This window comes from Roseisolibacter agri, from assembly GCF_030159095.1.
GTDB lineage: Bacteria > Gemmatimonadota > Gemmatimonadetes > Gemmatimonadales > Gemmatimonadaceae > Roseisolibacter > Roseisolibacter agri.
In genome coordinates this window covers 500,469-513,661 of the sequence record NZ_BRXS01000006.1, presented here as the reverse complement: position 1 = coordinate 513,661, position 13,193 = coordinate 500,469, and the positions used below count along the sequence as shown (strand labels likewise).

At 71.8% G+C, this 13,193-nt stretch carries 10 protein-coding genes and 1 tRNA gene; 8 read left to right on the top strand and 3 right to left on the bottom strand.

The annotated features are described in order from the left end of the window. Window positions 1-175 precede the first annotated feature (175 nt). The 6 genes from rosag_RS20665 to rosag_RS20640 all read left to right on the top strand — a co-directional run bounded on the left by rosag_RS20665 (window position 176) and on the right by rosag_RS20640 (window position 8,226). Entirely contained in the window at window positions 176-799 is a 624-nt protein-coding gene (locus rosag_RS20665; protein WP_284352071.1) for a cytochrome c3 family protein, read from the top strand. Between the two features lie 105 nt (window positions 800-904). Then, a complete protein-coding gene (locus rosag_RS20660) occupies window positions 905-4,057 on the top strand; it encodes a molybdopterin-dependent oxidoreductase (protein WP_284352070.1) in 3,153 nt (1,050 codons plus the stop codon). An 18-nt stretch (window positions 4,058-4,075) separates the two neighbouring features. Next, on the top strand, window positions 4,076-5,545 hold the full coding sequence (nrfD, locus tag rosag_RS20655) for an NrfD/PsrC family molybdoenzyme membrane anchor subunit (RefSeq protein ID WP_284352069.1): 1,470 nt from the start codon (window positions 4,076-4,078) through the stop codon (window positions 5,543-5,545). Then, window positions 5,545-6,045 carry a DUF3341 domain-containing protein gene (locus rosag_RS20650; protein WP_284352068.1) on the top strand — a complete coding sequence of 167 codons (501 nt, stop codon included), beginning with the start codon at window positions 5,545-5,547 and terminating at the stop codon, window positions 6,043-6,045. The genes nrfD and rosag_RS20650 overlap by 1 nt, the downstream gene beginning before the upstream one ends. Before the next feature lie 7 nt (window positions 6,046-6,052). Next, on the top strand, window positions 6,053-6,892 hold the full coding sequence (locus rosag_RS20645) for a c-type cytochrome (RefSeq protein WP_284352067.1): 840 nt from the start codon (window positions 6,053-6,055) through the stop codon (window positions 6,890-6,892). Continuing rightward, a complete protein-coding gene (locus tag rosag_RS20640) occupies window positions 6,889-8,226 on the top strand; it encodes a hypothetical protein (RefSeq protein WP_284352066.1) in 1,338 nt (445 codons plus the stop codon). The genes rosag_RS20645 and rosag_RS20640 overlap by 4 nt, the downstream gene beginning before the upstream one ends. A gap of 92 nt (window positions 8,227-8,318) precedes the next feature. On the opposite strand, the gene rosag_RS20635 is transcribed toward rosag_RS20640, so the two are convergent. Both rosag_RS20635 and rosag_RS20630 read right to left on the bottom strand, forming a co-directional pair. Beyond that, on the bottom strand, window positions 8,319-8,813 hold the full coding sequence (locus tag rosag_RS20635) for a hypothetical protein (RefSeq protein WP_284352065.1): 495 nt from the start codon (window positions 8,811-8,813) through the stop codon (window positions 8,319-8,321). 21 nt (window positions 8,814-8,834) lie between these two features. Then, entirely contained in the window at window positions 8,835-10,094 is a 1,260-nt protein-coding gene (locus rosag_RS20630; RefSeq protein WP_284352064.1) for a cation:proton antiporter domain-containing protein, read from the bottom strand. Between the two features lie 205 nt (window positions 10,095-10,299). Here rosag_RS20630 and rosag_RS20625 point away from each other — a divergent pair, with 205 nt between their 5' ends. Then, a complete protein-coding gene (locus rosag_RS20625; RefSeq protein ID WP_284352063.1) occupies window positions 10,300-11,796 on the top strand; it encodes an FAD-binding oxidoreductase in 1,497 nt (498 codons plus the stop codon). 58 nt (window positions 11,797-11,854) lie between these two features. Beyond that, window positions 11,855-11,927 (top strand) — tRNA-Ala (locus tag rosag_RS20620). Between the two features lie 82 nt (window positions 11,928-12,009). On the opposite strand, the gene rosag_RS20615 is transcribed toward rosag_RS20620, so the two are convergent. Continuing rightward, window positions 12,010-13,119, bottom strand: a complete 1,110-nt coding sequence (locus tag rosag_RS20615; protein ID WP_284352062.1) for a hypothetical protein — start codon at window positions 13,117-13,119, stop codon at window positions 12,010-12,012. Window positions 13,120-13,193 lie beyond the last annotated feature (74 nt).

The following is a 13,193-nucleotide window of genomic DNA, read 5'->3' as shown; positions in this document are numbered from 1 at the left end:
GAACTGGGGCACGTCTCCGTAGGTGCGAATCCGTAAGTCTCCCTAGGGGTTCGCACTTGTGTCACCTGTGGAGCCCGGTCATCTTTCGCGCCGTTTCCCCCCGCCGTCTTGTGAAATCGTTCACAAACGTGAGCGATTGCTTCGGCATTTCCATACTCCCGCCCAGGTCGCAGCGATGACGAAGAGACGGAAGTGGTCGGTGATCCCGGGCTTCCTGGCCCTGGCCGCCGCCGCCACCGTGCTGTCGGCATACAGCGGGGCCTCGTCGTCCCAGGGACGCGAGCCCGTGCAGCCCGTCAACTTCCCGCACCCGAAGCACGTGCTGCCGACGGCGCAGGGCGGGCTGGGGATGAACTGCGTCTACTGCCACTTCTCGGCGAACAAGGCGCCCGATCCGGGTATGCCCGCCGTGGGCACCTGCATGGGCTGCCACCTGCTCGTCACGGGCAAGGCGGACAGCTCCAAGCGCGAGATCGCGAAGCTCGCGTCGTACTACAACAAGAAGCTGCCGGTGCCGTGGGTCCGCATCCACAAGGTGCCGGACTACGTGCAGTTCCCGCACATGCGCCACGTCAACGCGGGCGTCACCTGCCAGAGCTGCCACGGCCAGGTGCAGAACATGGCCCGCGTCTACCAGGCGTCGTCGCTCAACATGGGCTGGTGCGTCAACTGCCACGTGAACGGCTACAACGCCGCCGAGGGCCACCGCCTCGCGGGCGCGCCCGACTCGGTCATCAAGGCCGCCGCGGCCGTCCCGGCGCGCAAGGCGCGCTACGACTGCGCGATCTGCCATTACTGAGCTGGCGACGAGCGATGAGCGAGGAGCGCGGGCACCGACCGGCCGCCGACTCCTCGCTCCGCGCTCTTCGCTCCTCGCTTCGCTCACATCCTACCGCACCACAGCATGAGCACTGAGACGGGGTCCGCCGGCGTCAAGCGCCGCGACTTCCTCAAGGTCCTCGGCGCCACCGGCGCCGCCACGACGCTCGTCGGCTGCACGTCCGAGAACGTCGGCAAGCTCATTCCCTACGTCGTCAGCCCCGATCAGACCGTCCCGGGCGTCTCGAACTACTACGCGACCGTCTGCCGGGAGGGCCTGGAGCCCGTCGGCGTCCTCGCGGAGGTGCGCGACGGCCGCGTCATCAAGCTCGAGGGGAATCCGCAGCATCCCGGGAACCGCGGCGCGCTCGGCGCCCGCGGGCAGAGCGCCGTGCAGGGGCTCTACAACCCGGACCGCTACCGCGCGCCGATGGTGCGTCAGGGCGGGAAGCTGGTGGCGACGACGTGGGACAAGGCGCTCGCGCAGCTGAGCCAGAAGCTCGGCGAGGTGCGCAGCCGCGGCACCGCGGGCACCGCCGCCTTCATCAACCAGCACGAGCTCGGGAGCTTCCCGGCGTTCCTCGACCAGTGGCTCGGCGCCCTCGGGATGCCGCCGCACCTGGCGTACGACGCCGAGCAGCCGCTGGCCGTCATCGCGGCGCATCGCGCGGCGTACGGCACCGCGTGGCCGAAGTTCGACTTCAACGCCGCGCGCCTCGTCGTCTCGTTCGGCGCCGACTTCCTGGACGGCTGGGGCCAGAGCACGGCCTACCAGGTCGACTGGGGTGACGCGCGCGCGAAGCTCGAGGGCGCGCCGCGCGCCATCTACATCGGGCCGCGCCGCTCGCTCACGGGCCTGAACGCGGACCAGTGGATCCCGGCGAAGGCCGGCACCGAGCTGGCGATCGCGAACATGCTCCGCGGGCAGGCGACGGCCGCGCAGGTCGCGCAGCAGACCGGCGTCGAGCAGGCGGTGCTGGAGCGCCTCGCGCAGGAGGTCACGGCCGCGGGCAACGGGCTGCTGGCCCTCGCCGGCGCGACGGCCGCCAACGCGAACGAGCTCGCGGCCGCGGTCGCGGGGCTCAACACGAGCGCGGGCTCGGTGGGCACCACGGTGCGCCCCGACCAGGCCCTCGCCGCGATCGATCGCCTCAACAGCTACGCCGACCTGCGCGGTCTGGTCGAGCGCATGAACGGCGGCCAGGTGGCGCTCGCGTTCGTGCGCGGCGCCAACCCCGCGTACAGCACGCCCAAGCAGCTCGGCTTCGCGGCCGCGTTCGCGAAGGTGCCGTACAAGGTCTCGTTCTCCAGCTATCCCGACGAGACGTCGGAGCTGTGCGACCTGATCCTCCCCGACCACCACGCGCTCGAGTCGTGGGGCGACGCGGAGGCGGGCAGCGGCCGCATCGCGATCCAGCAGCCGGTGATGGAGCCGGTGTTCGACACGCGCCAGACGGCGGACGTGCTGCTCGCGCTCGGGCGCGCGGACCAGACGACGGCCGCGCGCTACCCGCAGCGCACCTACCGCGAGTGGCTGATGGCCCGCGTGGCCGGCGGCGCCGCGGCGTGGACCGCTGCTGCGCCCACCGGCACGATCGCCGGCAGCGTGCTCGCCTCGGCGGCGCCCGCGCGCGCCGCGACGGCGCAGCGCCTCGCGCCCGCGCTCGACACGACGGCCGGCGACTTCACGCTCGTCGTCTACCCGAGCGCGGTGCTCGGCGCGGACGGCCGCGGCGCGAACAAGCCCTGGCTGCAGGAGCTGCCCGATCCCGTCAGCAAGGTGTGCTGGCAGTCGTGGGTCGAGCTGCACCCCAGCACGGCGCACCGCCTCGGCATCGAGCGCGGCGATCACGTCACGATCACCACCGCGGCCGGGTCGTTCACCGCGCCCGCGTATCTGTACCTCGGCATCCGGCCGGACACGGTCGCGATCGCGACCGGCCAGGGCCACACGGCCTACGGCCGCTACGCCAAGGGCATCGGCTCCAGCGCCTACGACGTGCTGCCGAGCGGCGAGGACGTCTCGGGCGGTCTCGTGCTGACGGCGACGCGGGCGCGCGTGGCGAAGGCCGGCGCGCACTCCGACCTCGTGAGCACCGAGGGCTCGGCGCGTCAGCATGGCCGCGGCATCGGCCGCGCGGTGCTGGTGAGCGAGCTGGGCACGCTGAACGCGCCGGAGATCCGCCAGGAGTCGGCGACGCGCGGCGACGAGGCGGTGGGCGGCGTGGCTCCGGGCTCCGGCGCCAGCGCCGAGCACACGGCCGACACGAAGACGGGCGAGCACGGCCCCGAGATCCCGGGCGAGCCGTCGGTCGCGTTCCTGCCGGGCCTCCGCTCGCCGGTCGCGAACGACGCGCAGGGCCAGTACGGCGACCCGACGTCGAAGGACAAGGGGCTGAACGATCCGAACCATCCCACGGGGATGGCGAAGCGCCGCTGGGCGATGACCATCGACCTCGCGCGCTGCACGGGCTGCTCGGCCTGCGTCACCGCCTGCTACAGCGAGAACAACCTCCCGACCGTCGGCGCGCCGTGGCAGGGCCGCGCGCTCGCGCCGGGCGTGTGGGACGAGCGGCCGGGGGCGAACATCCTCAAGGGCCGCGAGATGAACTGGATCCGCCTCGAGCGCTACTTCGAGGGGGCGGACAACGCGGAGACGGCGTTCGAGCCGGACTTCGACACGCGGTTCGTGCCGATGCTCTGCCAGCACTGCGGCAACGCGCCGTGCGAGCCGGTGTGCCCCGTGTACGCCACGTACCACGCGCCGGACGGCCTGAACGTCCAGGTCTACAACCGCTGCGTCGGCACGCGCTACTGCTCCAACAACTGCCCGTACAAGGTCCGCTACTTCAACTGGTTCGGCTACGGTGAGCCGGACCGTCGCCAGTACGCGTGGCCGGAGCCGCTGCACTGGCAGCTCAACCCGGACGTCACCGTCCGCGGCAAGGGCGTGATGGAGAAGTGCACGTTCTGCGTGCAGCGCATCCGCGAGGCGGAGAACCGCGCGAAGCTCGAGAACCGCGAGCTGCAGGCGGACGAGTTCACGACGGCGTGCGCGCAGGCCTGCCCGTCGCGCGCCATCACGTTCGGTGACGCGGCCGATCCCAACTGGTCGGTGGCGCAGCTCGCGGTCGATCGCCGGAGCTACCACGTGTTCGAGGAGCTGAACACGTACACGGCGGTCGTCTATCTGAAGAAGGTCAACCATCCGGCGCCCGGCGCGCCGGCCACGGCGTAACGGGAGGATCGCGCAGCAATGGCTACTCTCGCGCGGCCGGAGGGCGGGCAGGGCGACGCCTACCGCCGGCCGAACATCGCCTCGGCGGACGTCCAGCTCCCCGCGGTCCGGGACTACGAGCAGGTCGACAACGAGATCATCGCGACGATGAAGCCGACCGGGGGCTGGTTCGCCGGCCTCGGGCTCGCCATCGCGTGCATGCTCATCGGTGCCTCGGCCTGGGTCTACCAGATCTACTGGGGGCTCGGACAGGCCGGCTACAACCCGCCCCTCATGTGGGGCGTGTACATCATCACGTTCGTCTTCTGGGTCGGCATCGGCCACGCCGGGACGCTGATCTCGGCCATCCTGTACCTCTTCCGGGCCGGCTTCCGCACGACGATCTACCGCGTGTCGGAGGCGATGACGGTGTTCGCCGTCATGACGGCCGGGCTCTTCCCGATCATCCACATCGGGCGCCCGTGGAAGTTCTACTGGCTGATCCCGTATCCGAACTGGCGCCTCATCTGGCCCAACTTCAAGTCGCCGCTCGTCTGGGACGTCTTCGCCATCTCGACGTACCTCACGATCTCGACCACGTTCCTCTACATCGGCCTCATCCCGGACATCGCGGTCCTGCGCGACCGCGAGACCAACCCGGTGCGCAAGCGGATCTTCTCGATCCTCTCGCTCGGGTGGCGCAACAGCGACCGCGAGTGGCGGCACTTCGCCCGCGCGTACCTGTTCCTGGCGGCCTTCTCGACGCCGCTGGTGCTCTCGGTGCACTCGGTCGTGTCGTTCGACTTCGCCATGGGCCTGACGCCGGGCTGGCACGCGTCGATCTTCCCGCCGTACTTCGTCGCCGGCGCCATCTTCTCGGGCTTCGCGATGGTGTGGACGATCGCCATCCCGATGCGCCGCTGGTTCGGGCTGCGTCACTACATCACGCTCAACCACCTCGACGCGACGGCGAAGGTCGTGCTGTTCACATCGCTGGTGGTCGGCTCGGCCTACCTGATCGAGTTCTTCATCGCCTGGTTCTCGGGCGTGCCGGCGGAGATCGAGTACTTCTACAACCGCGTCTTCGGGCAGTGGTGGTGGAGCGCCTGGATCCTGCTGATCTGCAACATGGTGTTCCCGCTCTCGCTGTTCTCGCAGAAGCTGCGGCGCAACACGACCTGGCTCTTCATCCTGTCGATCATCATCAACATCGGCATGTGGTACGAGCGGTTCGTGATCGTGGTGCCGTCGCTGACCCACGAGTTCGAGCCGTGGCAGTGGTCGGGCTACGTGCCCAGCTGGGTCGACATGTGCTTCCTCGTCGGCTCGTTCGGCTGGTTCTTCATGTGGTTCCTGCTGTTCTGCAAGCAGCTCCCGGTGTTCGCGCTGGCGGAGATCAAGGAGATCATCCCTCCCAAGCTCCGCGAGTCCCACAAGCACGACGACCACATCGACGTCACGGGGCGCCATCAGCCGTACGAGCGCAACGTGCCTGGGGAGTTCGCCTGATGCAGGGAGTACTCGCCGCCTTCCGCGAGCTGGACGCCGCCGTCCACGCCATCGAGGAGCTCCGCAGCAAGCGCCTCGGCGACCTGACGATCTACACGCCCACGCCGCGCCACGAGTTCGAGGACGCCCTCGGGCACCCCTCGTCCGGCGTCCGCAAGTTCACGCTCGTCGGTGGCCTGCTGGGCGTGACCTTCGGCTACTGGATCGCCATCTGGACCTCCGAGTACTGGCCGCTGATCGTCGGCGGCAAGGCGATCGCCAGCTGGATCCCGTACACCATCATCGGCTTCGAGGTGATGGTGCTCGTGGGTGCGCTGTCCACGGTGTTCGGCATGTTCTACCTGGCGCGCATCCCGCGGCTGACCATGACCGTCGGCTACGACCCGCGCTTCAGCCACGGCGACTACGGCATCTTCGTCGCCGCGGCGCCCGACAAGTTCTCGTCGGTGGAGGAAGTCCTCCGCCGGCACGGCGCCGCGGAGGTCCGCGGTGAGCGCTAATCCTTCCATGACCGCCCGCACCCGACTCCTCGCCCTCGCGCTGCTGCCCATGCTGGGCGCGTGCGACTGGTTCACCGAGTTCAAGGCGCAGCCGCGCGTCGAGCCCTGGGAGCCGCTGTCGCAGGTGGACGCCGACACGGTCCACGCGCCGCGCGGGCAGCCCACGCACGCCGTGCCGGTGACGGGCGTCGCGCTGGCCGAGTACCAGGTGTCCTACCTGGGGTCGCCGATGGCGCTGGACTCCATCGCCGCCGCGGTCACGAACCCGACGCCAGTCAGCCCGGCGTCGCTGGCCAACGGCCGCAAGTACTTCCAGATCAACTGCGCGGTCTGCCACGGCGATCAGGGCCAGGGCAACGGGCCCGCGGTGCAGTACGGGATGGCCGGGATCAGCATCGTCATGGACATGACCAAGAACCGTCCGGACGGCTACATCTACGGCATCATCCGGAACGGGCGCGGCGCCATGCCGACCTACAACCGGATCGAGGAGATGGACCGTTGGGACGTGGTGAACTACGTCCGCGCGCTGCAGGGCCGCGTGCCCAACACCGCCGGCGTGGGCCCGGTCGGCTACCCGGGGCAGAACGGCGCCACGGTGCCGGGCTTCACCCGCACGGCCCCCACGCGCCCCGCGCCGATGTGGCGCGCCGCGGCGACGGGCGCGCAGCCCGCGCCGACGCCCGCCGGCGAGGCGCCCGCCGCCACGCCGGGCGCCGCGCCCGGTGCCACGCCTGGTGCCGCGCCCGGCGCCGTGAATGACTCGGGTCCGCAGGGCCGCGGTGCCGCCCCGGCGGCGCCCGCCGCGCGGCCGCAGACGCCGCAGCCGAAGGGGGACCACCAGTGAGCCTGCACGCCGTCCACGTGCCGACGCGCGAGGAGCTGATCCGCGCGACGGCCAACAAGCCCGTCTCGAAGACGCTCAAGCTCGCGTTCGCGGCGCTCGCCGCGATCGGCGCGATCGTCTTCATCATCGGGGCGGTGCGCGGCGAGGACCGCGCGTGGCTCGCCCTGATGTTCAACTGGCTGTTCTTCACCATCATCGCCTCGGCGGGCGTCGCGTTCGCCGCGGTGCAGCGGCTGACCACCGCGCGCTGGTCGCGCCCGGTGATCCGCTTCATCGAGGGCTACGTGGCGTGGCTGCCCGTGGCGTTCGTGCTGCTGCTCGTCATCCTGTTCTTCAGCGGCAGCCACATCTTCACGTGGGCCGGCCGCGAGGCGATCCACACGCCGCAGAAGGCGATCTACCTCGATCCGACCTTCTTCAAGCTGCGCGGCGTCGTGCTGTTCGGCCTGATGACGTTCTTCTACTGCTGGTTCGTCTACCGCTCGGTGCGCCTGGACGTCGGCGTCACGCCCGAGGAGTCGACCGCCAGCGGCTGGGCGAAGGGGATGCGCGCGAAGATGCGCGCGAGCTTCGGCGAGGAGCGCCGCGAGCTGCACAGCACGCACTCGATCCTGGGCAAGATCGCCGTCGTCGTCTGCCTCATGTTCGGCTGGTTCTGGCCGGTCCTGATCTGGGATTACTCCATGACCATCTCGCTCCACTTCCAGCAGACGATGTACGGCTGGCAGGTGTTCATGGGCGGGTTCCTGGTCATGATGATGTCGTTCCAGGCGATGCAGTACTTCTGGCGCCGCCACCTGGGCGCGTACGACCTGATCACCGACTCGCACCTGCACGACGTCGGCAAGCTGTGCTTCGCCTTCACGGCGTTCTGGGGCTACCTGACGTTCAGCCAGTTCCTCGTGATCTGGTACGGCAACATGCCCGAGGAGACGCACTGGCCGCGGCTGCGCCTGTCGGATCCGTGGATCGGCCTGTCGACGGCGGTGGTGATCCTGTCGTTCGTCATCCCGTTCTTCACGCTGCTCTCGAAGGCCGCCAAGCTGTACGCGCCGGTGATGCTGACGGTCGCGCTCTGCAGCGCCACGGGCATCTGGATCCACCGCTACCTCGAGATCTACCCGTCGGTGTACGGCGAGGCCGCGCACCTGCCGTTCGGTCTCTGGGAGGTCGGCGTCGGCCTCGGCATGCTGGGCCTGTTCGGGCTCGTCTACACGAGCTTCATGGACGCCTTCCCGAAGGTCCGCGTCTTCCTGATGACGTCGAAGTACCGCGACGAGGTGCAGGTCCCCGTCGACCCGAAGACGATGGAGCCGCTCCCCGCGCACGAGTAGCACGCGCCGGTCTCCGAACGACACACGGCCCCGCGACCCAGATCGGTCGCGGGGCCGTGTCGCGTTGCGTCGAGGATCGTCCTCGGTCGCCGTCAGTCGCGACTCCGAGAGCGTGACGCGTCCACCGCCAGTCCGACCAGCGCGCCGAGCGCGGTACCGACGAGCAGGCCGGCGGAGGCGACGAGGCCGATGCCCAGCGCAGCCTCCGCGAGCGCGGACAGCGCGGATCCGCCGGCGCGCAGCGTCACGAGCGCGCCGCGCGCCGCCCACCAGACGCCCGGCAGCGCGCCCAGCGTCGCGCCGACGCCCGCACCGAGGCGGACGGCCCGCGGGACGTTCGCGGTCGTCGCCACCGTGGGCGTCGGATCGAGCGCGCCGAAGGTGCCCGCGCCGGTCGCGCCGCGCTCGCCCCAGCGCCGCAGCGCGCCGCCCAGCCGTGTGCGGCGCGCGAGGACGTCGGTGACCGGGATCGCCAGCAGCGAGAGGAAGAACCACGTGCTGCGCAGCACCAGCACCGCGAGCGCGAACAGCACGAAGCCGATGATGCCGTACGAGATCCAGTCGACGAGCGTCGTGCCGCCTTCCATGGGCGTGTCCGGGTGCGGAGGTCAGCGCGCGACCGCGGCCGCGCGCGCGCCGTCGGCCGAACGCACGCGGCGCTCGACGAGCGCGAGCAGCGGCGCGGTCATGATGGTGGTGGCGAGCGCCATCAGCACCATCATCGCGTAGAGCGTGGGGGAGATCGCGCCCACGTCGAGGCCGATCGAGAGGATGACGAGCTCCATCAGCCCGCGCGTGTTCATCAGGATGCCGAGGCCGAGCGACTCGTCCCACGGCAGGCCGGCGAGGCGCGCGGCGACCGCCGATCCGCCGAGCTTCCCGCCGACGGCGACGAGCATCAGCAGCCCGAAGACGGCCCACAGCGCCGCGCCGTCGATGAGCGCGACGGACGCGCGCAGCCCCGCGAACGCGAAGAACGCCGGCAGCAGCGCCGTCACCACCAGCTCCTCCATGCGCGTCGCGAGCGCCGCGGCGACGCCCTGCTCGCGCGGCACGAGCGTGCCCGCGAGGAAGGCGCCGAACAGCGCGTGCACGCCCGCGTGCTCGGTCGCGAGCGCCGTGGCGAGCGCCAGCACCACCACCAGCCCGACGTCGGGCGCGTCGACGCGGCCGCCGTGGCGCAGCAGCCGGCGCCGCAGGAGCGGCCGTGTCGCGAGCGCCGCGACGACGACGAGCGCCGTCAGCCCGAGCGCGCGCAGGACCGCGGTGCCGGCCCCGCCCGCGGCGCCCGCGCGCGCGACGGCGACCACGCCGGCGAGGATCGTCCACGCCGACACGTCGTCCACCGCCGCCGCCGCGAGCGCGAGCGTGCCCAGGCGCGTCCCGGTGAGCCGCCGCTCCTCGAGGATGCGCGCGAGCACCGGGAACGCGGTGACGCTCATCGCCGCGCCCAGGAAGAGCGCGAACGCCAGCGGCGAGACGTGCGGGCCCGCGAGCTCGCGCGGCAGCAGCGGCGCGAGCGCGGCACCGAGCGCGAACGGGACGGCGATGCTCGCGTGGCTCATCGCCACCGCGGCGCCCGCGCGCAGTCGCAGCGCCCCGAGGTCGAGCCGCAGCCCGACGACGAGCAGGAAGAGCAGGACGCCGAGCTGCGCCACCGCGGCCAGCGGCGCCAGCGCGTCGGGCGGGAAGACGCGCGCCGCGAGCGCGGGCGCGAGCGCCCCGAACACCGAGGGACCGAGGACGAGCCCCGCGACCATCTCGCCGATCACGCGCGGCTGCGCCACGCGCTGCGCGAGCCACCCGAACGCGCGGGCGGCGGCGAGCACGACGAGGAGCTGCAGGAGCAGGCGCGGGAGGTCGAGCACGGTGGGCGCGGCAGGGGACGGCGGGGAGGGGGAATCTACTCGTCTGCGGCGCGGCGTTCGGTGATGCGCGGCGCGTCACGCGCCGCCGGCCGATCTGCTTGACAGCCCATCCGACGCTCCTAACGTGGGGCACGCCGGGCGGACGGAGGGCGCAGGCGTACCCGATCGCCCACGCGGCGAGGCGCTGCGACTTGGAGGTGTGCACATGCCCGACGTCACGATCCGCACGCGTGGAGGGGCCGACACCACGCTGCCGGCCGGCGAGGCGGAGCGACTCGCGGCGGCGCTCCGCGGCGAGGTGGTCACCGCCGACGCCCCGCACTACGCCGACGTGTGCCGCGTGTGGAACGGCACCGTGGAGCGGCGGCCGGCGATCGTCGCGCGCTGCCGCGGCAGCGCCGACGTCGTACGCGCGGTGCGCTTCGCGCGCGAGCACGACCTGCTGCTCGGCGTGCGCGGCGGCGGCCACAACATCGCCGGCAACGGCGTCGTCGATCGCGGACTGCTCGTCGACCTCGCGCCGATGCGCGGGGTGCGCGTCGATCCCGGCCAGCGCTTCGCACGCGTGGACGGCGGCGCCCTGCTCGGCGACATGGACCGCGAGACGCAGACGTTCGGGCTCGCGACGCCGCTCGGCATCAACTCGACGACCGGCATCGCCGGGCTCACGCTCGGCGGCGGCTACGGATGGCTGTCGCGCGCGTACGGCCTCACCGTCGACAACCTCCGCGCGGCCGACGTCGTGACGGCCGACGGCGCGCTGGTGAGCGCGAGCGAGAGCGAGCACCCGGACCTCTTCTGGGCGCTGCGCGGCGGCGGCGGCAACTTCGGCGTCGTCACGTCGTTCGAGTACGCGCTGCACCCGGTGGGGCCGGAGGTGCTGGCGGGGCTCATCGTGCATCCGTTCGACCACGCCGACGAGCTGCTGCGGCGCTATCGCGACGTCGTGCGCGCCGCGCCCGACTCGCTCACGGCGTGGGTGGTGATGCGCAAGGCGCCGCCGCTGCCCTTCCTGCCGACCGAGGTGCACGGCCGTCCGGTGCTCGTGATCGCGGCCTGCTACACCGGTCCGCGCGAGGACGCGGAGCGCGTCCTGCGGCCGCTGCGCGAGATCGGCACGCCCATCGCCGACGTCATCGACTGGACGCCGTACGCGGGCTTCCAGACCGCGTTCGACCCGCTGCTCACGCCCGGCGCGCGCAACTACTGGAAGACGCACAACTTCGCCACGCTGCACGATCCGCTCATCGACGTGCTGGTGGACCAGATCGCGCACCTGCCGGGCCCGATGTCCGAGATCTTCCTCGCGCACCTGGGCGGCGCGGTGTCGCGGCGCGCGGACGACGCGACCGCCTACGCGGGCCGGCACGCGCAGTTCGTGATGAACGTCCACGCGCGGTGGGAGGACCGCACCGCGGACGACGCGTTCGTCGCGTGGGCGCGCAACGTCTACACGGTCGCGGCGCCGTACGCCGCCGCGGGCGGCGCGTACGTCAACTTCATGACGGCGGACGAGGGCAACCGCGTGCGCGCGGCCTACGGCGCGAACTACGATCGGCTCGCGTCCATCAAGGCGAAGTACGACCCGTCGAACGTCTTCCGGACGAACCAGAACATCGCGCCCGCGCCGGCCGCGCAGCCGGGCGCCTACACGCCGATGGGCACCAGCCTGCCGACGGGGGCGTACCAGCGTCCGACGTGAACGACCCCGGGTCACGCGCCCTCCCGGCCGCCGGGCGCCCCGCTATATTCCGCCGCGAGGGGCGTTAGCTCAGCTGGGAGAGCACCTGCTTTGCAAGCAGGGGGTCATCGGTTCGAACCCGATACGCTCCATGCACGACGCCGGCGCGGGCGCCGGTGCGACGAGGGCCAGCGGCACGCATGCCGCTGGCCCTCGCCCGTTTCGCGCCGGGTGTCAGACGGCGGCCACCTGGCTCGGGTGCGTGAAGTACCGCCCGTTGCCGCTCGGCGCGGCGATGAACTGCTTCACCGGCCGGTGCACCCACTGGTCGTCCACGCGGTCGTACATGAGCACCTGCGTGCCCTCGCCGCCCTCCGGACCGTCGCGGAACGCCTGCGCCATGTGCAGGACGGCGTTGTAGAAGTTGCTCAGGTCGGGCCGGTAGTGGCCGCTGTTCGCGCTCACCGCGCGCAGCTTGCCCCCGCGCACGACCCACTCGCCCGCGCCGATCACGCCCGCGCCCGCCGCGAACGAGCTGTGGTGGAACTTGTGGATCCTGCAGACGTGCGTGTAGAAGCGCGGCCGGTCGGTCTCCTCGTCCACCGCGCACACCCAGATCAGCGCGGACCGCCGCCACTCGGCCAGCTGCCGGAACGGGGTGCCGTCGCGGCGGGTGCCGAGCGTGAAGCTGCCGATGTTCGGCCGGGTCGTCTTGTAGTGCTCGTAGATGGTGGGCGTGTCGAGCTCCGCGCCGGTCTCCGTCCGGAGGATCTTCGCCCCCATCGTGACCTCGTACTTCCGGCGCTTCACCGCGTCGAGGTAGCGCACGGTGCCCATCGTGCCGCCGGGGTCGACTGCGCCGCGACGCTCGTAGTGATGGTCCGTGCCCAGATGCCGCAGCTCGCGCACCGTGCCCATGGTCCCGATCTGCCGGGCGTTGAACGGCGAGGCAGGCTTCCCCGGCGGAGGGGGCGGCGTGATCGGCGGCGGCGCGAGCGCCGGAGGTGGCGGGGGCGCGGCCGGGCCGCCCATGGCGGCCCGGTGCACGACCGGCGGCGGCGTGTGGAGCGACGGGACGCCAGGCGCGCCGGGCGGCGGCGTCACGTAGCGCATCGCGTCGACGTACGTCCCCTGCAGCCCGCTCGGCGCGACCGCCGTGTCGTAGTGCGCGGGCCGTGCCGCCGGCGCCGGCGGAAGGTCGTCGAGCGTCACGTAGTGCGCGGGTCGGCCGGGCGGGACGAGCGCGTTCGCGCCGTCGCCGTCGTCGAAGATGCCGACGACCGCGTCGTCGGACTCGGCGCCGTAGAAGAGGTACGTGGCCGAGTCGGTCATGGGGTGGCTCATGCGCGCCTCCGATCCAGTGGTCCGGGGCAGGACAGCCGTGGGGCGGGCGAATATGTGAGGTTCGGGATGGCCGA

Bases quoted from the DNA above. Each gene is read 5' to 3' on its own strand.
- rosag_RS20650 (WP_284352068.1), top strand. From the start codon at position 5,545: ATGCAGGGAGTACTCGCCGCCTTCCGCGAGCTGGACGCCGCCGTCCAC.
- rosag_RS20645 (WP_284352067.1), top strand. From the start codon at position 6,053: ATGACCGCCCGCACCCGACTCCTCGCCCTCGCGCTGCTGCCCATGCTG.
- rosag_RS20635 (WP_284352065.1), bottom strand. From the start codon at position 8,813: ATGGAAGGCGGCACGACGCTCGTCGACTGGATCTCGTACGGCATCATC.
- rosag_RS20665 (WP_284352071.1), top strand. From the start codon at position 176: ATGACGAAGAGACGGAAGTGGTCGGTGATCCCGGGCTTCCTGGCCCTG.
- rosag_RS20660 (WP_284352070.1), top strand. From the start codon at position 905: ATGAGCACTGAGACGGGGTCCGCCGGCGTCAAGCGCCGCGACTTCCTC.
- nrfD (WP_284352069.1), top strand. From the start codon at position 4,076: ATGGCTACTCTCGCGCGGCCGGAGGGCGGGCAGGGCGACGCCTACCGC.
- rosag_RS20625 (WP_284352063.1), top strand. From the start codon at position 10,300: ATGCCCGACGTCACGATCCGCACGCGTGGAGGGGCCGACACCACGCTG.
- rosag_RS20615 (WP_284352062.1), bottom strand. From the start codon at position 13,119: ATGAGCCACCCCATGACCGACTCGGCCACGTACCTCTTCTACGGCGCC.